The organism is Paenibacillus oryzisoli (genome assembly GCF_001653565.1).
GTDB classification, from domain to species: domain Bacteria; phylum Bacillota; class Bacilli; order Paenibacillales; family NBRC-103111; genus Paenibacillus_E; species Paenibacillus_E oryzisoli.
Window position 1 is genome coordinate 54,816 of the sequence record NZ_LYPB01000084.1, and the last position, 24,838, is coordinate 79,653.

Annotated in this window: 16 protein-coding genes; 1 reads left to right on the forward strand and 15 read right to left on the reverse strand. The window is 45.6% G+C overall.

The features are described 5' to 3' along the window. Window positions 1-51: 51 nt before the first annotated feature. Together A8708_RS26085 and A8708_RS26090 are read right to left on the reverse strand one after the other, a co-directional pair. Window positions 52-1,872, reverse strand: coding sequence for an ABC transporter ATP-binding protein (locus A8708_RS26085; RefSeq protein ID WP_157265041.1), 1,821 nt, complete (start codon window positions 1,870-1,872; stop codon window positions 52-54). Continuing rightward, entirely contained in the window at window positions 1,856-3,661 is a 1,806-nt protein-coding gene (locus A8708_RS26090; RefSeq protein ID WP_239696852.1) for an ABC transporter ATP-binding protein, read from the reverse strand. The genes A8708_RS26085 and A8708_RS26090 overlap by 17 nt, the downstream gene beginning before the upstream one ends. Window positions 3,662-3,791: 130 nt before the next feature. Here A8708_RS26090 and A8708_RS26095 point away from each other — a divergent pair, with 130 nt between their 5' ends. After that, window positions 3,792-3,998: a YrzA family protein gene (locus A8708_RS26095; RefSeq protein ID WP_068668478.1), complete on the forward strand. Its 207-nt coding sequence runs from the start codon at window positions 3,792-3,794 to the stop codon at window positions 3,996-3,998. Window positions 3,999-4,107: 109 nt separating this feature from the next. Here A8708_RS26095 and A8708_RS26100 read toward each other — a convergent pair whose 3' ends face one another. The 13 genes from A8708_RS26100 to A8708_RS26160 form a co-directional block, all read right to left on the reverse strand. Beyond that, window positions 4,108-5,067: an acetylxylan esterase gene (locus A8708_RS26100; protein WP_068668482.1), complete on the reverse strand. Its 960-nt coding sequence runs from the start codon at window positions 5,065-5,067 to the stop codon at window positions 4,108-4,110. A gap of 24 nt (window positions 5,068-5,091) precedes the next feature. Then, window positions 5,092-6,738 (reverse strand): hypothetical protein, encoded by a 1,647-nt coding sequence (locus tag A8708_RS26105; RefSeq protein WP_068668484.1) that lies wholly within the window; start codon window positions 6,736-6,738, stop codon window positions 5,092-5,094. 594 nt (window positions 6,739-7,332) lie between these two features. Then, window positions 7,333-8,448, reverse strand: a complete 1,116-nt coding sequence (gene ald / locus A8708_RS26110; protein ID WP_068668486.1) for an alanine dehydrogenase — start codon at window positions 8,446-8,448, stop codon at window positions 7,333-7,335. A gap of 122 nt (window positions 8,449-8,570) precedes the next feature. Continuing rightward, window positions 8,571-10,226, reverse strand: coding sequence for a PucR family transcriptional regulator (locus tag A8708_RS26115; RefSeq protein WP_068668487.1), 1,656 nt, complete (start codon window positions 10,224-10,226; stop codon window positions 8,571-8,573). A 262-nt stretch (window positions 10,227-10,488) separates the two neighbouring features. Beyond that, on the reverse strand, window positions 10,489-11,763 hold the full coding sequence (locus tag A8708_RS26120; RefSeq protein ID WP_068668491.1) for a hypothetical protein: 1,275 nt from the start codon (window positions 11,761-11,763) through the stop codon (window positions 10,489-10,491). 121 nt (window positions 11,764-11,884) lie between these two features. Continuing rightward, window positions 11,885-12,973: a helix-turn-helix domain-containing protein gene (locus A8708_RS26125; protein ID WP_068668492.1), complete on the reverse strand. Its 1,089-nt coding sequence runs from the start codon at window positions 12,971-12,973 to the stop codon at window positions 11,885-11,887. A gap of 1 nt (window position 12,974) precedes the next feature. Continuing rightward, complete coding sequence (locus A8708_RS26130) at window positions 12,975-14,777, reverse strand: cache domain-containing sensor histidine kinase (RefSeq protein WP_068668494.1); 1,803 nt, start codon at window positions 14,775-14,777, stop codon at window positions 12,975-12,977. A 79-nt stretch (window positions 14,778-14,856) separates the two neighbouring features. Then, window positions 14,857-16,392: an extracellular solute-binding protein gene (locus A8708_RS26135; RefSeq protein WP_068668496.1), complete on the reverse strand. Its 1,536-nt coding sequence runs from the start codon at window positions 16,390-16,392 to the stop codon at window positions 14,857-14,859. Between the two features lie 41 nt (window positions 16,393-16,433). After that, entirely contained in the window at window positions 16,434-17,312 is an 879-nt protein-coding gene (locus A8708_RS26140) for a carbohydrate ABC transporter permease (protein WP_068668498.1), read from the reverse strand. A 17-nt stretch (window positions 17,313-17,329) separates the two neighbouring features. Continuing rightward, complete coding sequence (locus A8708_RS26145) at window positions 17,330-18,298, reverse strand: ABC transporter permease (RefSeq protein WP_239696853.1); 969 nt, start codon at window positions 18,296-18,298, stop codon at window positions 17,330-17,332. Window positions 18,299-18,386: 88 nt separating this feature from the next. Next, window positions 18,387-20,435, reverse strand: a complete 2,049-nt coding sequence (locus tag A8708_RS26150) for a beta-galactosidase (RefSeq protein ID WP_068668500.1) — start codon at window positions 20,433-20,435, stop codon at window positions 18,387-18,389. A gap of 97 nt (window positions 20,436-20,532) precedes the next feature. Beyond that, window positions 20,533-23,394 carry an Ig-like domain-containing protein gene (locus A8708_RS26155; protein WP_068668502.1) on the reverse strand — a complete coding sequence of 954 codons (2,862 nt, stop codon included), beginning with the start codon at window positions 23,392-23,394 and terminating at the stop codon, window positions 20,533-20,535. 99 nt (window positions 23,395-23,493) lie between these two features. Next, window positions 23,494-24,603: a glycoside hydrolase family 172 protein gene (locus A8708_RS26160; protein WP_068668504.1), complete on the reverse strand. Its 1,110-nt coding sequence runs from the start codon at window positions 24,601-24,603 to the stop codon at window positions 23,494-23,496. Window positions 24,604-24,838: the final 235 nt, after the last annotated feature.

A 24,838-nucleotide genomic window follows, 5' to 3' on the forward strand; every position in this document is an offset into this window, starting at 1 on the left:
TACATGACATCGCTGATTTGAGAAGTACTATCTATTCCTAGTACCTGATCATTAGCCTATAGAAGACATACGACCGTTCGCTTCATTCTCTGAAGCATGACTTCCTTGTGAATGATGGGCCAGCTGTTCATAAATACCTTGACGTGCAAGTAACTCAGCGTGTGTGCCTTCTTCAACAATTTTCCCATGACTCATCACGATAATACGGTCAGCATGCATAATGGTTGATATCCGATGTGCGATCACAATCGACGTTCTTCCTTCAGCAACAATGTTCAAGGCCGTTTGAATGAGCTGCTCGGTTTGTGAATCCAAGTTCGCTGTAGCTTCATCCAGGATAAGAACTTTCGGTTTGAATACGATGATTCGTGCAAAAGAAATCAATTGCCGTTCGCCTGCAGACAACCCGCTGCCTCTCTCTGAAATGCGGGAATCATATCCGTCTTTCATCCGTGTAATAAGTGCATCCGCACCAACCAATTTACAAGCTTCAATAACCGTCTCACGTGAAATCGCGGGGTCGAACATCCTTACATTTTCAAAAATACTACCTGCATATAAATATGGTTCTTGCTGGACCAATCCTATCGTTCGATGGAGATCGGTCTGGGAAATGTCCCGAATATCAATGCCATCAATTCGTATGGCACCACCCTGCACGTCATAGAAGCGACAGAGCAGACTGATCAGGGAACTTTTACCTGCGCCTGTTGTACCTACAACCCCAATCATTTCACCGGGAGCGATATGTAAATCCAAATCTTCAATGACAGCCGTATCTTTCTGATATCCGAAATGCACATGATCAAACTGGATGTCTCCTTGGACATTAACCAGTGGAATCAATTCTGAAACCTCTTTGTCCTGTACTTCCGGTTGTGCCGAGAAAATATTCCAAATCCGACTCATGGATACTTGTGTAGATTGAAGTGTATTCCATTGCTGGGTGATATTATTGATAGGTTGGAAAAATTGTCTAATATACGTAATGAACGCATACAGTACGCCAAACTCAATCGCTTTATCAAAGACAGCAATACCGCCTACCCAAGTAATAAAGGCTATCGATAAATTACCTAATATGTCAAAAGAGCGGTTAAACAACACACTCGTACGGATTTCTCTTAAATTCGCTCGAAAATAGCCTGTGTTCTTATCCGTAAACCGACTCATCTGCTCCTTCTCTTGGTGGAACGCTTGAATAAGGTGCATGCCTGATAAGTTTTCAGCAGTGAACGCTACCATTTGCGATAACTTGGATCGTGATAGCTGATACGTCTTGCGCATATACGTACGGAAACCCACCGCGATGAGCACGATAATTGGAATGACAATCATGCTATACAACGTCAGCATCGGGTCCAAATGATACATGAGCACGATAATGAAAATCAACGTCATGCTGTCACGCACTAAGCTGAGGAGCACTTGTGTGAAAAACTGATTCAATGTTTCCGTATCGCTGGACACATGTGTGATAAGGCTTCCACTCGGCGTTTTGTCATAGTAAGACATCGATTGTTTGAAAATATGTTGAAATAAATCTTTGCGGATTTTAGCGACAATGCTTTGACCTGCGAATTGCAGCAAATTATTTTGAATGTAGCTGAAAAACATACTCGAGATCGATAATCCACCGTACAGCAAGCAGATCATGATCAGTGCGCTGAAATCATTCTTACCGATCATGAGATTATCATCGATTGCGATTTTAACCAGATAGGGCTGAAATAAATCTGCCGCGATGCCTAATAAGGCACATACGACAACAGCTGCAAATGTGAGCTTATGCGGTTTAGCATAAATGGCTAGCGAACGAAAGGAAGCTTTCGTTGGACTGAGGTCTTGTGGACGTTTATTCCGCTTGAACATCGTCACTACCTCCTTCTTGGATGGCATACAACTCTGCATACAAGCCTTCTTGTTCAAGCAATTGATGATGTGTGCCGCGTTGAACAATCCTACCTTCATGCAGCACGATAATCTCATCCGTGTGTTTAAGAGCTGAAATGCGATGCGCAATCCAGATGGTCGTTTTATTCAATCGCTCTTTTCGAATCGCGTCGATGATATGTTTTTCCGTTACGGAATCAACTGCGCTGATGCTGTCGTCAAGAATCATCAGGGGTGAATCTTTAATGATGCCTCGAGCCAAACTCGTTCGCTGACGTTGACCACCCGACAAGGTGACCCCCCGTTCGCCTAGTTTTGTCTCAAACTTTTCGGGAAATGACACGATACTGGATAATATTTGCGCTTTGTTAGCAGCGCGTTCCACTTGTTCTATAGAGGATTCTCTTTTGAAGAAGGCAATGTTATCCCTAATGGATGTACTGAACAGAAAGCCCTCTTGAGGCACATAAGCGATTTGATTGCGCAGACTCTCCAGTGTCACATCACGGATATCGCTATCTCCGATCCATACTGTTCCTTCCGGCGGATCGTAGATTCGCAGCATGATTTTCATCAGCGTGGATTTCCCGCTGCCTGTTTTGCCAATAATACCGATCGATTTCCCTGGTTCAATGGTCAGTGAGATATCATGAAGCACTTCATCCTCATCATCTGGATACGCAAATGACAAATGCTCAATGCGAATCTCTTCCTGATCAAGATGCGTTGGCTGGGCAAGCGCATTCTGCTTAATTTCGGACTCCTTGGCTAACAGCTCATTGACTCGTTCTAAGGAAGCTCGCGAGCGCTGCAGCGCATTAATTACGCGCCCAATTTGCTGTAAGGGATTCACCATCATCCGAATATACAAGGTTAATTCAACGAAATGACCAATCGTGATACGCCCATGAATCGTCAAATAGCCCCCGAAGGCAATCGCAATAATAAGCGATACCGCACCCAGAAACGGGATTAACGCTTCAAATAACGAGGATAGTCGGACTAAACGAAGCTGCTTGTCACGTATCCGGTCTACAGTCTCACTAAATCTGCCAATCATGATGGGTTCTACCGCGAATTTCTTCGCAACACGGATACCTCCAAATTGCTCTTCGGCGGACTCCGTCATCGTTCCGATTGCTTCCTGAACTTGTAATGAGCGCTGCTTAATGATTGGTTGAAATTTAGCCGATAACACAGGAATAAGTAATAAGGGCACGATGCAGATCAGAATAACATACAGCGGGATGGAGCTAAATAGCATTGAAACAATCGCAGCAGCAATTAATATAACCGAGTTCACAATCTGGTTGATCCCGAGTGAAATGGACTCTCGAATAACGGTCACATCATTCATCACATAACTCAGCAGCTTACCCACACCATTTTGGGAATAAAAAGTGGCTCCAAGTCGAGTAAAGTGATCGAACAACCGATTTCTCGTTTCGAACTCGAAACGCCTTCCGCTCCGCATAATCATATACTGGCCAATCGCACACAATACACCAAAGGCTACACCAATGATAAGTAATTTCACGCTGTATTGCGCAATTAAACTTTTACTTAGTCCACCCTTCTGGAGCTGGTCCGTAAACATTCCTAGCAGTTTGGGATAGTACGAGTGAATAATATTCCCAACCGAGATCAAGAGTGCGGCAATCACATACACCGGCCAATTCTTACGCAAGAAATCAACCAATAACCGTGTAGGTTTCAAAACGACATCACTTCCCATTACTAATTTTGACTCGCTTGTAAGTTTTCCCATGTATGAAAAACGTCCGGTCCACGCCTTTCCCAGTATACGCCTATTCACTTCTACTTCCTATATCAGATATTGACGTTATAATAAGAGAAGTCGTCATAAATTTACATAGACCCAAAGGAGGCGTAGGATCATGGACTTTATTTTAGATCGCATCGAAAATAAAATTGAGTTTTTTCAGGCTTATGATTTAAGGACACTTGAAAAGAAAATTAATGAGCAAATCGACAATAACAAGGCGCTCATGCTTGATGTATTTGCGATCCAGCATCACACTGTATTCGACCCCAATGCGGGTAAAATGCTCTATAGTGCAGTTGTTCATTTCAAAGTAAAATAATAATCAGCTTCTCAAAAAAAGATCGGTGGCATACCGAGACCATATCGCCAGCATCAGGCTGCGCGCAAAAAACCACTCGCATCTTTGGAATGAGAGTGGTTTTCATTTTTTAAAGATCCGACATGAATTGGAAAGTCAAATCACCGAAACCTGGTAATCCTTCATGTCCGAAATCTGGGAAGATTTCTAATTTTTTGGTAGCCGTAATTTTATTATATGCAGCAAATTGGGTAGACGGCGGGCACACTGTGTCCATAAGACCCACACCCATCATCACTTCACCTTGAATGCGATTAGCTAGGTTTTGAATATCAATGTAGCCCAATTTCGTGAAATATTCTTCCTCACGTTTGTGTTGTGGGTCATGACGACGGAAGAAGTCCTTCAACTCTTGATAAGCATCCTTCGCTAGATCCATCTCCCACACGCGCTTATAGTCGCTTAGGAAAGGATAGACGGGTGCTAGTTTCTTAATTCGTGGCTCAAGCGCTGCACAAGCAATCGTTAGAGCACCTCCTTGCGAGCCGCCCATAGCGCCTACACGTGCCGGGTCAACTTCCGGCATACTCATCGCAATGCCAGCAAGCTGTGCAGTATCCAAGAAAATGTCGCGGAACAGAAGTTGATCCGGGTGATCATCCAATCCTCGCACGATGTGTCCTCTCAGCGTTGTCCCTTTGGTTCCGCCGACATCCTCAGAGAATCCACCTTGACCACGACAATCCATGGAGAAGAAAGAATAGCCAAGTGCTGCGTAAGAAAGCTTATCGTTCCAATCACCAGAATTGCCTGAGTAGCCATGGAACTGAACAATCGCTGGATGCGGTTCTGTCACATTCTTCGGGCGAACATATTTCGCGTAAATGCGAGCGCCTTTCACACCTGTGAAATACAGATCAAAGCAGTCCGCATACGGTACTTGAAATTCACTAGGGCGAAGCTCGATTTGGGGATCTACCGCCTTCATTTCAGCGATGGCACGCTCCCAATACGTGTCAAAATCTTCAGGTCTTGGATTTCGTCCTTCGTACGTGTGTAGCTTTTCTAACGGATAATCAATTGCTGGCATGTGTCCATCCTCATTTCTACGATTTTAAGCGACCGTATAGGAAGTGAAATCGATGACTTCACCATCAATAAGTTTACTTATTCCCTGCGCCAGATCGCCGCTTAACAACAACGCTTGATTCAATAAAGACGTATAGGTAATCGTATTAGTAGCACCGTATGTAGGTTGCTTGTCATTCATCAGTTGGGCAAAATGGTGAACATCGCGAATCTCGAGTAATTCTGCTTGTGACTGATCAATGCATTCGACGACGACTGCATTCCTACTACCTTGACTAGTTACAAAACAACGATCCTCCAGCACTTCTCGTTTGAACGCTTGCTGGATATAAACAGCCATGTAAACGTTACCTATTTGTCCAAACAGTCCATTAGGTGTCTCTATCCACTCGCCTAGAGGCAAACAACCTTTGATGTAATCAGGCTGGCCCGTTGGAATGTCATAGGAAGCCATAATAACCTGCTTATGAAAAAGCACTTCTGTGTATTCGCTTTGATGACGCAAATCTCCTTCTGGCTGTTCCAAATCTGGGTGGAAAAAATAACCGTGATTCACGCCTTGTACGTGATCAAGCGGAAAAGCGACGTCCCAGCGATGTTGTTCATTATCGAACTCACGAATTCGTTCCCATATGCCGCCCATTGCAAAGCTTTCTGTGATATAGACATAACTATGAAGATGATCATTCTCATGCTGCGCTTGACCGATTTGTTTAGGTATTTGTCGCTTAATTTCAACGGGTCCCGATGACCGCTCTAAGGCTGTTTGAATCGTTTGTGCTGGCGCTTCATACGCAAGAAATCCCGCATATTCTGTTCTGGGCATGTGAGTCGGCAGCTTGAAATCTCCGTATTGCACATAATCATGCAGGACATTCGTATCTTTAGGCATGTCATGCGGCCAAATTCGTGCATGAGGCCCTACCCAGGCGCCACCTAAGTAGAACGTCGCACGTTCGCTCCATAAATAGTCAAGCATGCGAGCGAGTTCGCTGCGGATTTCGGTATCTTGGATCAACTGCCACGCACAGGTGAATGCCTGTACCCAATGCCAGAACCAAGGCAGTCCGCCGTATTCCGTCATCCCATTGGCAGTGACGCGTTGGCGTGTCAATTGCAGACTTTCATATCCATCTTGAACTAAAGCGGCATCCCCATATCGTTGTCCGAAAATCAGCTTCGCTGCTGTATATTTCGCCTCATGATGACCATAACTCGAGAGCGGTTTCCGATAGAAGTTGCTCTCATAAATATGGCGGAGCGTTGTCTCCAAAGCTACACGGAGCGCTTCACTCAACTGTTCTTGATAACGCTGAGCAAAATAAACCATCAAGCTCCCCATGAGCTCGACTGGCAATGTATTCTTGGACGCCTCTTGAGGCGATGGTCTTAAGTTCAATGGCCAGTGACCATAGGTACTGCTCGCTGGATCTTGATCTTGAATCTGGAGTAGATGAAGGAGAACACTCTCAGCTTTGGCCTTCGCCGCTACGCGATCACCTTCGAATGTGATTGCGGAATCTACAGATGCCGCGAAAAGATACGATGCATAATAGAAATTGTCACGCACGTCCCCTTCGAAAAGAAAACCATTACTCAAAATGGGTTGTTTATAAGCTGCTTGCGCAATATTCGCAATAATTTCGTCTTGGCGTTGCTGGATCGTAGTCAATTTGTCATCTCCTATTGAGAACATATGATTTATGTTTGTTTAGTATCCATTTTATAAGGCAAACTCTCGAATTGAAACGTTTCACTTCACCAATTTTATATGTTAATAAATGTAGCGTCAATGTGAAGTTATGAGGAAACGGGGATGTATCCTTAAGTGCCTAAACAGAAAGTTACGGAACGACATTCCTCTATGTTTAGTCATTCTTGCTCTTCTCCCTTCTACCCACCAAATAGCGAAGCTTCGTTCCGCAACTTCCGCAGAATCGGGCAGAATAGTCACCAGAGTCAAATTAACTGGAACTTACTACATAAAATACATATAACTGCTAATTCTATGAAAGTCCACATCAAATAAATGTAGAAAATCCATCTATTTGTGGCAAGAACAAAGATGGATTTCATCGTATAGCAAGCCGTTACCATGCTTCCCTATTCTCTTCAACGTGGAATTACAAATGCATACCGATGCTTCCGGCTGCTCCCCTTTCTGAAGGGGCCACAGTACGTCAACCCACCCAAAAACACCTCCAATCGTTAGACAGGTGTCTAACGATTGGAGGTGCAGTTCACTACGGTCATTCTTCAATCCATTTTATTGGATCAACGAATAAATGTCCGTGTACGTATAACCATGAGCCTCAGCGACGGCTTGATATGTCACATGACCATGTGCCACATTAATCCCCTTGGCGATGGCTTTGTTGTCGAGGGCAGCGCGCGCGAAGCCTTTACCTGCGATTTGCAAGCCATAGCTGGTCGTAACATTCGTCAACGCCAATGTTGAAGTACGCGCTACAGCCCCCGGCATATTGGCTACCGCGTAATGAATGACCCCATGCTTCACATAGGTTGGCTGATCATGCGTTGTAATACGGTCGATCGTCTCGATCGATCCACCCTGATCAATGGCAACGTCGATGATCACACTGCCCGGACTCATTGTTTTGACCATGGCCTCCGTCACGAGACGAGGTGCGCGTGCACCCGGAATCAAAACTGCGCCAACAACGAGATCCGCACGTCGGACGACTTCTGCAATGTTGTATGGATTGGACATGACCGTTTTCACACGACCGTGATATTGATCATCCAGTTGGCGAAGCCGATCAGCATTCAAGTCAACGATAGTCACATCAGCTCCGAGGCCTATGGCCATTTTTGCCGCATTCGCACCAACGATGCCACCACCGATCACCGCGACTTTACCTGGTTCAACACCAGGTACGCCACCTAGCAGTATGCCTTTACCACCATGCGCCTTCTCTAGAAAATGGGCACCGATCTGCACAGACATGCGACCAGCCACTTCACTCATCGGCGTTAAGAGCGGTAAACTGCCGTTATCGAGCTGGATCGTTTCATAGGCGATAGCTGTTACCTTTTGACTAACAAGCGCATGTGTTAATTCCGCTTCAGGAGCGAGATGCAGATATGTATACAAGATTAATCCATCATGAAATAATCCATATTCCTCAGGGAGTGGTTCTTTCACTTTGACGACCATCTCGGATGACCATACCTCCGCTGCGGTTGCTACGATCGTCGCACCTGCCGCCATATAATCTTCGTCTGTGAATCCAATGCTGTGTCCAGCAAACGTTTCGACCCTTACCTCATGTCCTGCCTGTTTGTATGAAAGCACCGAGCTCGGTGTCATGCCAACGCGAAATTCATTGTTTTTAATTTCTTTAGGAACGCCTATGATCATGCCCCATCAACCTCTCTTGAGGACCCCTTAAAGGAAGGATCGCTCTCTACTTGTCTCCAAGTATAAGAGAGAATTTGGATCATGCCATTAGACATTTTGTCAAAAAACCATGGCTTTTCTTTTCACAATTTCTTCTCCGGATATAGAAGCTGATAAGCTCTGATCCCCACTTGAAGTGCCAATCTTTTCTCAGGATGCATATAATCAGAGCCAAGCAGTTCTTCGATTTTGTCCAAACGATAATAGAGCGATTGCCGTACGATAAAAAGCTGCCCCGCTGCAACTTGCTTCGACCCATCATGATCAAGATACACTTTAAGTGTTCGCAACAAATCGCTTCCTTTTTGGTTATCGTGATCAATGAGCGGACCGAGATAGGTACGCACGAATGACGCAAGAATTCCTTTGTCCGCGATATGAAATAATAGCTCGAATACACCCAACTCATCATAAAACATCACATTCTTCTGCTGCAACGTAACCGTTACTGACAACGCTTGAAGTGCCTCTTGGTAGCTGTGATGCGCATGTAAGAAGCTTTGATTCGGCTGTCCAATCCCGATCTTGAGTCGAGCCCCTGCATGATCCTTCATACTTTGAAGCGACTCAAGCACATGCTGCAAGCGTTCCTTTGCTGGCTTCTTAGGTGCCTTATCGAACGCGAGAACGACAAGTCTATTATGTTTCAAAGTTATGATGGGATGAAATAATCCCCCTTCAAAAACCGATCTAGCCGCAAGCGACAAGTGGAGACCCATAGATTCAATTCCGTCATCTTCCGCAGTCAGACCTTCTTCTTGTTCCTGTTCAAATTCGATCAAAACCACTTGATAATCCAGCGCATTTAGACGCTTAAATTCAGCACCGATCAGATCCTTGATCTGCTCCTCCTCTTGAATGCGCATATGAAGCAGATCATCTACCCACAGGGTTTGCGAATACAATTTCCTTTCTTCCATGTATCGTTTCCGCAACAAATCTTGGGCAATTGACAGAGAGGCTGAATCCAGAATTAAATACTCATATTCTTGTGGCTTACGATCCAGCACGAGCAGAATGTGTGCCCATGTTTTGCCCATAGCCCCAACAGGCTGAATGATAACGGATTGGCCATCTATCTCCTCCAAATACAACCCTGCCCCTGTATCGCCAGACCCGTTTTCTGTGCCTTGGCTTGCAAGAAATTCCAGCCATTGCGCTGACTCCCGCTTACCAAGCGGCGGATTGAATTTGGGCTGTGCATCGACTGGCACATAAATGACTTGACCTTTGGTGCTGCTTTGCAATAAAGCCAGTACATGCGAGACACCTTGTGACGTCAACGTCATGCGATGGAATTCACGCGATACCTTCTCCAAATCCTGAAGCGCTCTATGATGCTGATTAATAATATGAGCATGGATATCCTGCGTGATATCAATAAATCGAACTGCTTCTGGGAAAATAATGAGCGGGAAATCGTGCGCCTCGGCCGCATACAACCATTCTTGGGAAACTGAACTTATGTGATGTCCCATCTCAATACAAAGACAGGTTACATTTCTATGGATTAACTGCTCGAGATAGATCAAGAACGATTCCGTATCGTTCTTGAAGGCGGCACCCGTTGTTAGAATCATCTCGCCACCTTGCAGCAGCTCTTCAAATTGGATCACCTCGATAATATGAACCCAGCGGACTAATCGTCCCAAACCCATTTTGCCAGCCGCGATATAGGCATGTTGAAAAGATGGACGTGCTAAGACCTCTTCAACGGTTAATTGATAGTTTTGATGCAAGTGAACTCACTTCTCTCTACTCGTTCTGGATCTAGGTTTCGCAATAAGTTATCCACAGTCTTTGCGCCAGAGTATTTGTGGATATAATAATTGATTTTACCTTCTTGACAGATTCTTATTAATTGTACACGAAAATCAAAATGGATTCATATTCCTGCCCCAACATCCTATCGTCATCTTCACAATACAAAAACCGTCAACTCCGAGAAAAAGGAGCTAACGGCGTATGATCCACACGTACATTTCCATTTAAGCATACCAATTACAACTCCTGTAAATTTCGGATCCGAAGCACCTCTTCGTTCGATTGGCGAACCAGTTCCGCGAACCCTCCATACGGCTCGTTTGCAAGATCAAGCAACCCATAATTCCCAATCAAACCTTGCGGATTCCCATAGTCGTACATGGCGAACCAATGCGTTCCCACAACAAAGGGCATACGGGCCGCTTCTTCAACAAAGGCACGATACGTTTCTCCCCTGCGGGACTGATTCCTAACAAGGACATTGCGGGCTCCGTTCGTATTCACCAGAAAACCTGCTTCCGCACCTGCGCAAAAGCTGAATTCGGTTATCATCATCGGTAAGCCTGTTCGTTCGTGAATATAACTCATCCACCGTTCAGGCAGGTTAAAACTGTAAAAGTTCAGTGTAATGACATCTACATAGTCTTTCATCACATCAAAAACAACTTCAGGTGTACTCGTTCCGACCATCCTGTCCCCCAGGTTTAACCGGGTTGGGTCATATCGCTTAAGTGCTGCTGAAGTCGTTTGGTAATATACCTCTGCAATCCGACGAAGAAAAGCCATTTTATCTGCTTCCAGTGCTTCCGGATAATCCGCCCGATAAACCGCAATATGCGCCAAATCCTCAAAATCCGTATATTCGGCTCCCCATGTCTCATTCAAAACCTCAATCGAGCTGTGGTGTTTCCTCAACATTTCAATCCAAGCCAACTTGCCGTGCCCGCCGGCCGGTTGTTCCAAATAGTCGTCAACTAAGCTCGTATCGTTAGCACCGTTGCCCGGGTCATTGTTGCCCCACTTGCCCCCGTGTCCCCACCAATGGATTTCATTATCGGTATAATACCCAATAACACCAAGATCGTTCAATAGGGCTTCGCCACGCCCGCTCATAAAGCAATCTATACAAGCACGTTCCACAGAAGCATGGAATTTGGGGTCGAAGACATCTGGGAAACCTGTCCCCCAATCCGTGTTCACCTTGGGTGCAAATCTAGACATGCGGATTTCAATGGTTTTCGGTGTACCGTTTCCCCAATAATAGGGTTCATGCCAAGCGCCTAACGTGTTGAAGCCGAACTGCTCAACCTGGCTTAGCTTTTCCGTAGCCCATTTGGGAAACCATTCTCGATTCCCGCCATATTTGTGTACCAAATCCGTCTTCAGCCAATGTGTCTGGTCCACGATCTGATTATGCACACCATTTACGCCAACTGAATAAAAAGGCTTGTTGTGAGGCGAAATAAACATCCATCTTCCGTTGGATTGCTCTACTTTATAGAATTGACTCATGTTATTCCTCCTATGAGCTAATGATTGAGAAAGCTTTAATCTCATTTTATGAGAATCGATTCCGCATCACAATGAGGGCATGGCACGATAAATATCGGAATAGTCGGAAAGTCACCCAGACTTAACGTTCCATCCGTTTCTTGAACTCAGCGGGCGATAAGCCAAACTGTTCTTTAAATACTTGTGAAAAGTGAACGCTGTTATCGTACCCGACATCATGAGCAATTTCATAAACCCGCTTATCGGTGCCAAGCAGCAATTCTCTCGCTTTCCCCATCCGTATTTGAATCAAGTAATTCCAGACAGTCGTACCGGTTTCCTGCTTGAATAAATGGGCGAAATGATTCCTGCTGATCGCAACTCGGTCCGCAATTTCCTGCAGATTTAGCTTATCCGCGTAATGATCGTTAATGAATGATTTGACCTCTTCTATCGCCCTGCGGGACGGTTGGTCCTTAACGGCTTGCGTGACTGCAAAAATCCTTTGTGCGCCTTCCTCGAGACGGCGCACAGCGCATAACCGAAAATAGCTGCGTACTTTATCTTGCAGAATGGTCTTCTCCCAGAGGCCCAAATCCTTGCCTTCATGAAGTTCGATCTTGAGCTTTTCTTTCTTAAGCTCTTCCACAATCATTTCTAACCAGGCCATGGAAAGAGGATTTAACAAATAGAATCGGTCTCCTGCTAAACTCTCCAACATATCCAATGTATCCACGACTAACAGCGGAAGTGTCTCTAGTTGCACAGTCTGGATTTGCAGCACCCATCTCTGCAGCATGTCCTGATGATGTGGAATCGATCGCATGAACAGCATGGCTGCTTCCGCTCTGCGCTGCGTGGCCACCTCACCTATTGCTCGGGCAAGAGCTCCATTCAACTGCTCTTGATCCACAGGCTTGATAATGTAATCGATGGCACCCAGCTGCATGCTTGTTTTGGCAAATTCAAATTCATCATAGCTTGACACAACGACAGAAATCATCCACGGATATCTCTCGTTGACCTTCGCAATCAGATCCAATCCGCCCATAAGCGGCATTTTGACGTCTGTTACGCAAATATCCGCATAGTGCTCCTCTAACCATTCAAGAGCCTTCACACCGTTGGCCGCCAGGCCAGAAACAACCGTTTCCTCGCTGAACTGCTCGATTTTACTTGTCAAACTTGACCGAATAAGGTGCTCGTCATCTGCGATAAGTACGCGGAACATTTCAGCTATCGCTCCTTTTTGGGGCTGTTAATTTATAAGGAATTCTTATGGTCACCTTTATGCCTCCAAGACGGCTTCCTTTATCAATCTCGACACCTACACCATTCACCTGGTAAAAAGCTTTCAAACGGAAATGAACGTTTAAGAGACCGACATTCGTAAGCGAGGTGTATTCTTCTTGCGTTGGCATTACCCTGAGCAGTCGGGAGCGGAATGCTTCCAACCGTTCTACGTCGTAGCCTTTCCCATTATCTTCAAAAATGATAGCCACGAAGTCTCCTTCTCTCACCGCTGAAACCTCTAACCGTGTCAACTCACCCGTGGTTTCAATCCCATGTTTAATTGCATTTTCCGCAATAGGTTGCAGAATGACTTTTAAACATAGCACCTCACGGCATTCCTCCGGAATGTGGATCTCGTAACTGACTTCCTCTCCAAAACGGATTCGGCTTATGTTCATATAGTGGCTGACATGGGCAATCTCGTCCTCCAGCTTCACAAGCATATCCTGGTAGTTGGATGTGTATCTAAGCATGCGGGATAATGAGATAGAGGTCTTCTCGATGTCAGTATGTCCAGCTAAATGAGCCATGGAATTAATAGACTCTAGAGAATTATACAAAAAATGGGAGCGAATCTGGGACTGCATCGCAGAGAATACAGCGCGTTGCTGCATCAACCGTGTCTCCGTCAGCTGAAGGATCGAGTCTTCGAGTTCATTCAACATCCGGTTAAAAGAATGGCTTAAATCCGACACTTCATCCGAACCCTCAATATGTATACGATCCCTGAAATTACCATACTGAGCACGCTTCATATGTGATCTGAGTTTGGACAATCGGCTTGTGATTGAAGTGGCAACCAACGTAACAAGAATGATTGCAAGTAGGATACCCGTCGATGCGATCCCGATCGTGACGTTACGAACCCTGTTGATGCTGGACGTAATATCTTGATTGGATAGTATCGCGACCGTTTTCCAACCCGTATAAGGAATGGTATCGAATACAATCAACTGTTGCGTATCTTTACGAAGATACGTACCGCTCTTCGCAGACAATTGTTCGATAATATCAGGTTCTAGAACACTTCCCACTTTCGACTGATTCTGGTGAACCAAGATGGTTCCATCCGGTTTGGATATGAGTCCTATGCCTTTATCCCCGAGCTGCATCTGGTTGAGAATGGTTTGAACCGGCTCTAGTGAAATATCCATCTTCAGGAATCCTTTGGCATCAGGCTCACCAAATTGTCCAGCCATCGACAAGATAAGTACTTGCTCCGGATTACTTTTATAATTCACGTAAGCGGTACTTTGAACGACACGATGATGGACCTTCTCAAGCCGGCCAACTTCACTTAGCCATGGCTCGTTTGACATCGAATAATCCTTGGATAACCCGGATGTAAGCGCATAATTAAATTCACCGCCCCTATCCGATAACATGGATATGGACATGATCTCAGGCTGACGAACAAGAAAAGACCGCAAATAATTACGCTCCATAGAATGAAAGCGGGAAATAAGCTCGAAGCGGTCCGTTGGATCAACTTTGAGCCACTCCGTGAACTCATTGCTTGTTCCAAGAACCAGAAGCCCACGCTCATATTCCATGTACTGTCGGTTCAGATTGAGATTGGCTTGACGCAAGATCTGTTCGCTGAAATGAGAAACGTCCTGCCGTATGGTCCGGGACGTATCGTAATAACTGAAAAACCCGATCATCGACACCATTGACACAATGATAACGATGAGCAGGCTAACCAGCTTCCATTTTAAGGATGCATGTATTCGTTTCAACACTTCTGCCTTTGCACCTCCAAATAGAAGAACAACCCTCCCCCGGGAAACCCGGTCGAGGGTTGTTTCTATACCCAATGACCTATTTTTTCCTATTTTTATTGTACCAGTCTGTACGCTCCTTGACCATCTGATCGCCGCCTTGCTTGCGCCAGGTTTTAACGAATTCGTCAAAGTGTTCAACAGGTACTTTGCCAAGTACAATTTTGCTGCCTTCCTCAAGGAACATCGTATCAATGTTGTACGTATTTTTGGCAGCCGGCATACCTACAGCCTCATTCTTGAATCCTTCTTTCTCACCTATAGCCCATGCAGCCTTCAATTTGGCGAAAGCAGCAGGATTGCTCAATTTCGCTTCTTCTACTGCCTGATTCGTACCATGAATCTTGAAGATCACGTTAAATGCCTTATTTTTCTCCATCTTCGTAGTATCAACTACGATCTTGCCGTTTTCCTTTTTATACGAATCTCCTTCTTGACCCAAATCCGTGAACATTTGGCCTTCTTCGCTCATTAACCAGTCAAAATATTTGACGACAGCTTCTGGGTTTTTGGTACTTTTCATAATAATGTACGTCTTGGATACAGGGCTCCAGCGAGTACCCAAAGGACCATCATATCCTGTACCTCGCGGAGTTGGAATGGCGACAACATTCGGCTTATCGTTTGGAATGGTTTTGTCTAAATCGGCTTGCCACTGCCAGGCCAACTGTTGGGTGTGAGACCACATCCCGACCATCCCAGATTTAATTTTCTGTTCCCAAACCGTCCTGGAATTGGTCAGAAACTCAGAATCCATCACTTTTTCATCCACCATCGATTTGATAAATCCAAGAGATTGTTTCATATTAGGATGAATATTCTGGATAATTACTTCGTTGTTGAAATAAACTTCCGTGTAGGAGTTGTTGACACCCCACATACCGAAGATATTGTCGCCCCAAGTGAATTTCTCCCGCATGGAGAATGGGATTTCATCCTTCTTACCATTCCCGTTCGGATCTTTATCCCGGAATGCCTTCAGCACAGTCATCAGTTCATCGGAAGTTTTGGGAGCTTGCAGTCCTAGCTTATCCAACCAGTCTTGACGCACGTACAGCGTTGAATTGGAATTGCTGGAAGGCTGCGGAATGGCCAGTATTTTACCGTTAACAGATACAGCATCCCAAGCCGCTTGGGGAATATTCTTCTTCAAGTTTGGACCGAATTTCTCGATCAGATCGTTCAGTTCGAGAACTTTGCCTGCGGCAATCAGGTCAGCTTCTGGGCCAGACCAAGATTGATAGACATCTGGGAAATCACCTGATGCAAATTTCAGCTTAAGCTGATCCTCATACTGCGAATGGGGCAGGGATACCAAGTCCACGTCCGTGTTCGTTTTCTTCTCCATGAAGACAATGTTGGGATCGCTCGCATCCAATGGAGGAAGTGATTGATCGGAAGCAAACATCCTGATTTTCACAGGAGCCGCTGGTATTGCGGTGGCTGCTTGCGTGGCCGTGGCCGATTTGGTTGCTTCAGGCGTGCTCACCGTGTTCTCTTCCCCGTTTCCGCAGCCTGCAGCTAATAGCGAGAGAGCGGACATCATAAATGCTGTTTGTTTAAACCCTTTTCTCATATAAACCTTCCTCTCAGATCTTGTTTATGAATCAACGCATGTTACTCTTTAATTGAACCGATGAGTGCGCCTTTAATAAAGTGCTTCTGGATGAAGGGGTAAACTAATAGGATCGGAACTGTCGCGACTAGAATCGTTGCCATTTGCAGACCTTGCGGTGAAAGGACGACGTTGGATTCAACTAGGGCGGCCATTTCCTCGTTCATGTTAAACTGTGCAATTAAATTGTAAAGATACAGCTGCAAGGGCCGCTGTTTAAAATCGTTAATGTACAGTAGAGCGGAAAAGTAATTGTTCCAATGGCTGACGGCATAGAAGAGAATCAGCGTCACCATAATTGGTGTTGATAAAGGAACTGCAATTCGCCACAAAATGGAGAACTCCTTCATCCCATCAACACGAGCAGCCTCGAACAGTTCCTCTGGCAGCGACCGGAAGAAGGTCAGGCATATGAACATATTGAAGGCTGAAATCGCACCTGGAATGATTAAAGCCCATACCGTGTTCAACAAATGAAGATTTTTTACAATTAAGTATGTCGGAATCATAGGCGCTTGGAATATCATCGTGAAGACAATCAGCAATAGAATCATATTTTTTCCTTTAAGTCCCTGTTTAGCAAGTGGATATGCAGTAACGACGGTCATGAACATGTTGACCATCGTTCCGACAACTACGATGAAGAGGGTGATGCCAAATGATCTCCAAAACACTTTATTTTCCATCACAACTTGATAATTAGTAATATTTAATCCTCTGGGCCAAAATGTGACCTCTCCCCGGATCAGCGCCTCTGGCGAACTAAGCGAGCTTGCGATGATATAGAGAAAGGGCAGCATAACAGCAGCGCATGCAATGAGCAGTACAATGTAGTTAAGCGCATCGAAGACTTTCTCTCCGAATGTGAGACGATAGCGCATCGCTTGTTCCTCCTCCCTTAGAATAAACGCTCGCCAGTCGTGCTGCGGCTGATTCGGTTAGCAACAATTAATAATACGAACCCGACAATCGATTTAAACAACCCGATCGCCGTTGTCATGCTGTATTCACCTTTCAGAATGCCCTCCCGATAAGCGTATGTATCAATAATGTCCCCAACCTCATACGTAATAGGACTCAGGAATACATAGATTTGCTCGACGCCTAGATCGAGGGTATGCCCGATTTTCAATAGCAGAAGCAGCATGATCGCAGGCATCATACCCGGAAGCGTTACATGCAAGAGCTGCCTCCAGCGACTTGCTCCATCGATTCGAGCAGCTTCGTACAACGATGGATTGATTCCTGCAATAGCTGCTAGGAAAACAATTGCACTCCACCCGGCTTCCTTCCACATGCCAGAGCTTACAACAATTGTACGAAACCAACTCGGCTCTTGTAGGAAAAAGACGGGCTCATAACCGAAGGCCTTTACCATGTGATTAATAAGTCCGATCTGGGGGGACAGGAGCATGTAACCAAAGCCAGCAATAATGATCCACGATAGAAAATGAGGCAGATAAACGATAGTCTGTATGGTCCGGCGCATCGCCATGCTTCTGATCTCATTCAATAGAATGGCAAGTATGATCGGAGCAGGAAAAGCAAAGATCAGTTGATAGAAACTAATGGCCAACGTATTCCATAACAGCCGTCGGAAGTGTACAAACTCGAAAAACTGCCTAAACCATTTGAAGCCTACCCACTCGCTTTGCAAGAATCCGCCATACAAATTGTACTCTTGAAACGCTATAATGCTTCCTAATAAAGGAACATACTTGAATACTAGAAAATATAATATCCCTGGCACCAACATCGCATAAAACGGCCAATAGCGCCTTATATATCGAAATGTTGGGATTCCGACAAGTCGCGAGTGCTTATCCTGAAGCGCCGTATCCTTCGCACTTGACGGTGCATTACTCATGAAGTTCGCCTCCTTCATTTCTGAGATGTCCCTTAATTTCTTCTCACTTAAATTGTAAGTGAAGCGTTTACACGAAACAATAAGGGAATCAACCGAAAAGCATAGGAATCGACTTGGTTTCTTGCTGAAAAGTAAGAACACGCACATCCTGCGAATTTAATACAAACGCACCACTGACGGTTCTATCCGTCAACGCATCCCTACACATGGTATCAAGGTTAATGCATACTGCATCTTCCGTATGGTTAATGACAAAGAGGAGTTTGCGTCGCCGATCGTCGGTTCCAACTCTGACCATAGCTTCGACACCTTCAGGTAGTCCGAACAAAGTCGGCGTAATGCCCGTTTCGCTGACGATTTGATCCAAAATACCAAATAATCCCTTCTTATCAGGAACTGTGCCGATATATACCCCACAACCTTTACCGTAAGCTCTCCGAGTAACAGCCGGAGTATCCTTAAAGTAATTGCTCGTATATACCGCCATCGGTTCGGCTGCAGACTCTAACGGTAGCAAATCGATCACTTCGTACCACATATTCGCTGTACTTACCCTACCAGTGTGCAGATTACGTATTCCGACAGCCTGATCGCCCTCGATGATACCGTAATCTTCGATTCCGATACCCAGCAGATCGCGAAACATCCCAGGCAGACGCTTCTGTGTAATCTGATTGTTCCACTCCTTGGCTCCAGTGCGAAAGTCCGTTATGAAATAACCACCGTCCTCCACGAAACGGTACAAAGCATGAACGGTCTCTTCTTTGGCCATCATCAGGTTAGGAGCAACGAGCAGCTCATAGCCAGTGAAGTCCGCTTCCGGAGATAGAATATCAACGGGGATACCCCGTTCGTAAAAGTAGGCATAATACGTCTCAAAATGCTTGATATATTCGTACCCTTCCCTATGAGGTTGAAGCTCAAATGCCCACTCGTTGTTGTAGCAGCGAATGAGTGCGACTCTAGCACGAGGTGAAGTACCCGAGAGGAGTGGAGCCAACTTCATCAGCTCCATCCCCACCTGTTTCACTTCCTCATATTTACGTCCGGGTTCACCATGGTGCTGCAAGATGCCGTGCCAAAGCTCTTCGATGGAGTAGGGGAGCGTCCTCCAGCGGAAATAGACAATGGCATCCGCACCTCGGGCAATAGATTGATACGTCCATCTTCTCAACTCTCCTGGTACCGGTGTCGGAGCCATCTCAACTGCTCCCGGTGCTCCGCTTTGGTGCTCCAGTACCCAATAGTTTCGACCTCCTTTGAAGCCACGGGTCATATCATGCTGCTCTGCCGCATAAGCGGGTCGTTCCTTTAGTTCCGATTTCATGTTCGGATACACGTCTAGGGAGATTAGATCCAGCTCTTTGGAAACGTCATAGAAATCCACTTGGTTATACTTGCCCATCGCATTATGTGTAATAAGCTGACCAGTCGTGTAATGTCTCAAAATATTCACTTGTAGACGCTGGTACTCGTTTACTGAATCAGATGAGAACCTGCGATAATCCAAGGCAAGGCCAGGATTGTGATGCTGATGCACGGCATAAGCAGGGAGATGCAGCTCATCCCATGTGCGATACGTTTGACTGGAGAAAACCGTCCCCCACGCCTCATTCACAGCCTCTATGGAGTCATATTTCCAACGCAACCATCCTATAAAGGCTTCACAACAACATCTGCAATAACACCGGGCTGTATCGATCATCCCGAATTCATTGTCGATCTGCCATCCGATTACATTGGAATTCGTCCCATAGTGACGGGCCATCTGAGTAACGATTCGCTCTGTATACATTTGAAATTCTGAATTGTTAAAGCAGTAGTGCCGTCTAGCTCCAAAACCTCGCGTCCGACCATATATATCCAGTTGGTACATGTCGGGATTCTTATCCATCAGCCACTTCGGTGGCCCTGCGGTCGGAGTCCCCAGTATCGTTTTTATACTGTATTTCTCCATGATTTTTATAATCCTGTCCAGCCAGGAGAAATCAAACTCTCCCTCTGATGGCTCCAACCTCGACCATGCAAACTCAGCCATGCGAACCACGTTGAAATGGGCTTCTTTCATCAGTTGGGCATCTGCTTCCCAACGTTCTTCCGGCCAATGCTCCGGATAATAACACGCTCCGAAATACATAAATAATCTTCCTCCTCATCCATTCTCACAGGAATCAAGCCGTTCTGCTTGCGCAGAACGGCTTGATCTTACAAAGATACAGTATTATTCCAATTCGTTATGGCAAAAGACCTAATCCCTGGTAAGGCGATGTCGTATCCAACCTGAAATCATTCTTCATCGGTGTCAGAAGACTCCATGTGGTAGGATTCGTAGCAGGATTCTTGCCCGTATGGGTTCCCGATTCTATGTTGTAGTATAGATTACCTGTCGGGAAATCAAGCACATAATCACCATAATTAAAATAGATCGGGACCGCGTATAGATCCGAATAGTCATCCCATCTCTCTACTAAGCTCCAGTCAAAGGTGGAAGTGAAAGGCGTTACATCCTTGAATTTAATCGGAGCCAAGTTTGCTGCGGTGGTATTGCCCGATGCGGAAATATTACCTACAGTCCCGTTGTTTCCAGCAAGGGTGTCAATAAAGATTTGATCTCCATCTCGCGTATTGTTCGCGAAGACCATTGGATTGTGCATATTGTTCGATACATAGAACATTTTATTCGAATCCACATGTCCGCCAGGAATTTCGTCATACTGGAAATTGATTTGCCGAATCACATTATTTTCAAATCTAAATTTCGATGCATAATTGGATGGCGTATCATGGATGTAGGCAAGAATATCCCTGCTATGAGAGAAGTAATTATCATGCATGAACACTTCATCCGTAGGATCCGGTGTTTCTCCAGGAGCCGCAGAAAATTTCAACGTAAAGAGCGTGCTTGCAGTACCGATGAATACGTTGTTATAGATCTCAGCACTGCCGGTTCTTTGACCATACTGGAACGTACCGTCCTGCCATTGCTGGAATGGATCTTTCCAATCCAACGCGTTCATGATAACAACGTTATTATAGACCTTGACGCCATCCCCCATATTAGTCAGCTGTATGCCTTCTGTACCGGCCCTCAAGACCCTGTTATTATAGATCTCCAGATTGGTAAAGATGTGCTGCTTGCTGATATCACTGCTGGTATTACCGATATACATCCCTTCCGATTCCGAATCGTGGATATACATATCATGGATTTTAACACCATCCATTGTGGCCGTTGGAACACCGTCTGTTTTAATTAATAGGCCAGCAAAACCGGCATTGGCGACCTCAATATGCGATAGCTCAAAGTTCGTAGCATTCTTGCTTACACTGATGCCGTTGGAAGTGTTGCGACCAACCTCAATGCCATATTGGCCTTCTGAATTCAGGTAATTTCCATTTTGATGCCCTTGGAAATTAATATTTCCAGTTTGAAGTGCATCATCATATTTGCCCGTTAATATCCAGTGCTTACCACCTTCGATCGATAAGGTATATGAGTACGTGCCGCTGACTTTGACTTGCCCGCCATAGTTGCTGATAATCAGAGGATTGCTGGCAGTTCGTTGCGGTAGATTACCAAGTTTCATATATTGATAATTACCGGCAGGAATGTAAAGACGTTCAAGTGTCTGCCAATTAACATTCGGGAAAGAAGCTTGCACATCAATATAATAGATGGAAGTTGCTCCTTGAACGGGCAATATCAGTTGACTGTATTGGGAAATGGCAATCTCAGATGAACCAAATACGCCTGATCCATCCTGTGAGGTTGCCTTTACCGTAACATTCCCGCCCGAAACGGCAGTGAGCAAGCCGCTTGCATTTATAGTAGCGCTTCCAGTTCCATTCACAATTGACCAGGTAATAGTCTTATTGGTCGCATTGAACGGCTGTACAGAAGCTGACATCTGTAATGTACTTCCCGTTAATAGGCTAGTTGTTCCACTGGGTCCCGCTACAGTTATTCCGCTTACAGGATGATTCAGCGAGTCCTGGATCCCGTTTCCATTCTCGTCGATCCACCCAACAATGGCGTATTCATTGGCCCTATTGGTCATCGCAAGAGGACTGCGGGCTAACAAGTATCTGGCTTTGGGTGCCACAGGGTTGCTGCTGACATCATTATCCTTTATCCATGGGGTGGTTGATCCTGTAGAAAGGTTAAGCGCACTGTTGAAGTTGATCCGAGTTTCCGCAAACCCATTGTCATTAGCAGTATCAGTATCATCATCCCACCAAAGTATTGCATAAGGGGTCTGATTCCCTGAGCTTGAAGCCCTGTACTTGGTCCATGTTGAAGTAATCCTTACCTTGCTCCAATCCGCTCCAAAATCAATATAACCAACCCTGTCTGCGTATGCTGGCGCATCTATGCCTGTTACACCTCCCGTAGGATCCCCAGTTAACGAATTGAGGGTCGGCTGTCCATCAAATGCTCTGTCCATTGGGAAAAACTGACTTCCGCTCGCCTGCCCTGCTATTGGAGGGGTTATGACTTTGATGGACTCTTCAAAAAGATAACCTACAATGGCATACTCACTTGCTCTGTTTGTCATGTTGATCGGAGAGCGGAGCATCATATACCGCCCCAATGGTGTAATCGGACTGCTGCTAACATCATTGTCACGTATCCAAGGGGTGGTAGTTCCTGTATTGGAAAGACCTTGTACGCTGTTGAAATTGACGTGTGTTTCAGTTAACCCGCTGTCATTCATCGTGTCGATATCATTGTCCCACCATATTTCGCTATACGGGGTCATGTTACCAACGCTTGATGCTCTGTACTTGGTCCAAGTTGATGTAATTCTTACATTCGCCCAATTCGGTCCTAGATCAATATAACCAACGCGGCTTGTCGCATAGGCAGGCGCAAAGTTCGTTCCCGGACCACCTATTGGCACTCCGGTAGGATCGAGAGCGAGATCTGGACTGTCAAAGGCATAATCCAGTGGGAAAAACAAACTGCCCGTCGCCGCACCAGCCGCCGAAGGTTTAATAATCTGTTCTTCCCCGCTTGCCATGGCAGCGCTTCCAACAAGCAATAACGCAAGCAACATCATGATACCGATCAACGTACTAGTGACCATTCTTTTCATCCACTACTTACCTCCTCATCGTGATTCCATATATACATAACCGCATAAGCGTGTCATGCTGCGCAGATCAGGGGGATTTCTTCTATGAATGGGCCTAACTCAATCCAGCTCATTCCCCCAAAGCTTGCCAGAACCTTTGGAGTTTCTCCACGCATCTCGCCAACGGTGTACGTCACTCGCGGTAATAGCTGGCATATTTTGACGCAATGATCTCTGTGGAATCGCCGGGAACGCTTTATGCGGCTCACTTTGGTACCAATAGGCTACACTGGCGATGTCCAATGTCAGCACATTGGCATGCCCATGCTCAATACTGGAGCGGAGCGATTTGCGGAAATGGATGGCATCCTCCAATAAGAACCTATAACAATGCGTGCGCCCCATAAAGCCTAGCTTATCCGGTACTCGTGCGTAACCGAAGTACGGATGAGTATACAACTCGTTCGGGCACCACGAGGAATTGAAGAAATCTTCCGTGCCGGTGCCATGCAGTGATCCTGGCCATGGTTCACCATCCACCATAAACATGTCGTCGCCTTCTCCATACCACATCGGCCCTGGACTATCGACATAGTAATTAACGCCAACAAAATGTCCCCGACCTTTAATTTCCGCAAATAAATAATTGCCTGCATCTGATTGATTTTTCGGTGGTTCCCCCATTAGTCCCCACTCGTTCTCTTGCTCACACGACGGTTCGGTTATTTCCCTGTTCCACCAAGCGTGAAAGCGGCCTGCATCGTCCGGTATAGAAGCATGCTCCTCATAATCGATGTAATAATAAAAAGAAGGAACATCCAACTCCGAATCATTCTCCAGTGTAATCTTCGCGCCTTGGGTGAACGGCATCGGGAAGTAACAATTCAGCCCTCTTCCTCCTGCTGGAGCCGCAGCCATCGGAAGAGAGGCGAATAGATAATTCTCGCCCCAGCCCTGCCCGAAGAAATCGCCGATCGGGCTTTGTACGCTAGGTTCCAACTCGCCATCCCAGTACATCCGCAATATCAGATTGCGATTATACATGGGATCCTTCGCATTGATCGTGATCCAAATATGTTTGATAATCCCCGTATTGAGCAGATCGGCAAGCACCGCTGTCTCCCCAGCTTTAATTTGAATATAATCGGCATTTCCTCCTGATCGGTCGTAGCTTGAAACCCGAAGCGTTCGGCAATTTTGAAATCGGTACAATCCATCCAATAAGCCCATCAAGATCTCTCCTTGGTTTACAGGTCATAAGGGAGATGTCCCCTTCATAACTCTTATTGTATGGGTCAACTCTAAGTCAGACAATGAGGCTATCCCCCGATTTGCATAGACATCGAACGGTTCTTACTTTATTCATTGAGGAAACTTCTATGGAGTACTTCTACCTTTATTAACACAACACAACACAACACAATACCAATACCAATACCAATACCAATACCTCTACCGCCACCCC

Excerpts from the sequence above, each read along its gene's own strand:
- A8708_RS26085 (WP_157265041.1), bottom strand. The coding sequence starts at position 1,872 with ATGTTCAAGCGGAATAAACGTCCACAAGACCTCAGTCCAACGAAAGCT.
- A8708_RS26090 (WP_239696852.1), bottom strand. The coding sequence starts at position 3,661 with ATGGGAAAACTTACAAGCGAGTCAAAATTAGTAATGGGAAGTGATGTC.
- A8708_RS26095 (WP_068668478.1), top strand. The coding sequence starts at position 3,792 with ATGGACTTTATTTTAGATCGCATCGAAAATAAAATTGAGTTTTTTCAG.
- A8708_RS26100 (WP_068668482.1), bottom strand. The coding sequence starts at position 5,067 with ATGCCAGCAATTGATTATCCGTTAGAAAAGCTACACACGTACGAAGGA.
- ald (WP_068668486.1), bottom strand. The coding sequence starts at position 8,448 with ATGATCATAGGCGTTCCTAAAGAAATTAAAAACAATGAATTTCGCGTT.
- A8708_RS26120 (WP_068668491.1), bottom strand. The coding sequence starts at position 11,763 with ATGAGTCAATTCTATAAAGTAGAGCAATCCAACGGAAGATGGATGTTT.
- A8708_RS26125 (WP_068668492.1), bottom strand. The coding sequence starts at position 12,973 with ATGTTCCGCGTACTTATCGCAGATGACGAGCACCTTATTCGGTCAAGT.
- A8708_RS26135 (WP_068668496.1), bottom strand. The coding sequence starts at position 16,392 with ATGAGAAAAGGGTTTAAACAAACAGCATTTATGATGTCCGCTCTCTCG.
- A8708_RS26140 (WP_068668498.1), bottom strand. The coding sequence starts at position 17,312 with ATGCGCTATCGTCTCACATTCGGAGAGAAAGTCTTCGATGCGCTTAAC.
- A8708_RS26145 (WP_239696853.1), bottom strand. The coding sequence starts at position 18,298 with ATGAGTAATGCACCGTCAAGTGCGAAGGATACGGCGCTTCAGGATAAG.
- A8708_RS26150 (WP_068668500.1), bottom strand. The coding sequence starts at position 20,435 with ATGTATTTCGGAGCGTGTTATTATCCGGAGCATTGGCCGGAAGAACGT.
- A8708_RS26155 (WP_068668502.1), bottom strand. The coding sequence starts at position 23,394 with ATGAAAAGAATGGTCACTAGTACGTTGATCGGTATCATGATGTTGCTT.
- A8708_RS26160 (WP_068668504.1), bottom strand. The coding sequence starts at position 24,603 with ATGGGCTTATTGGATGGATTGTACCGATTTCAAAATTGCCGAACGCTT.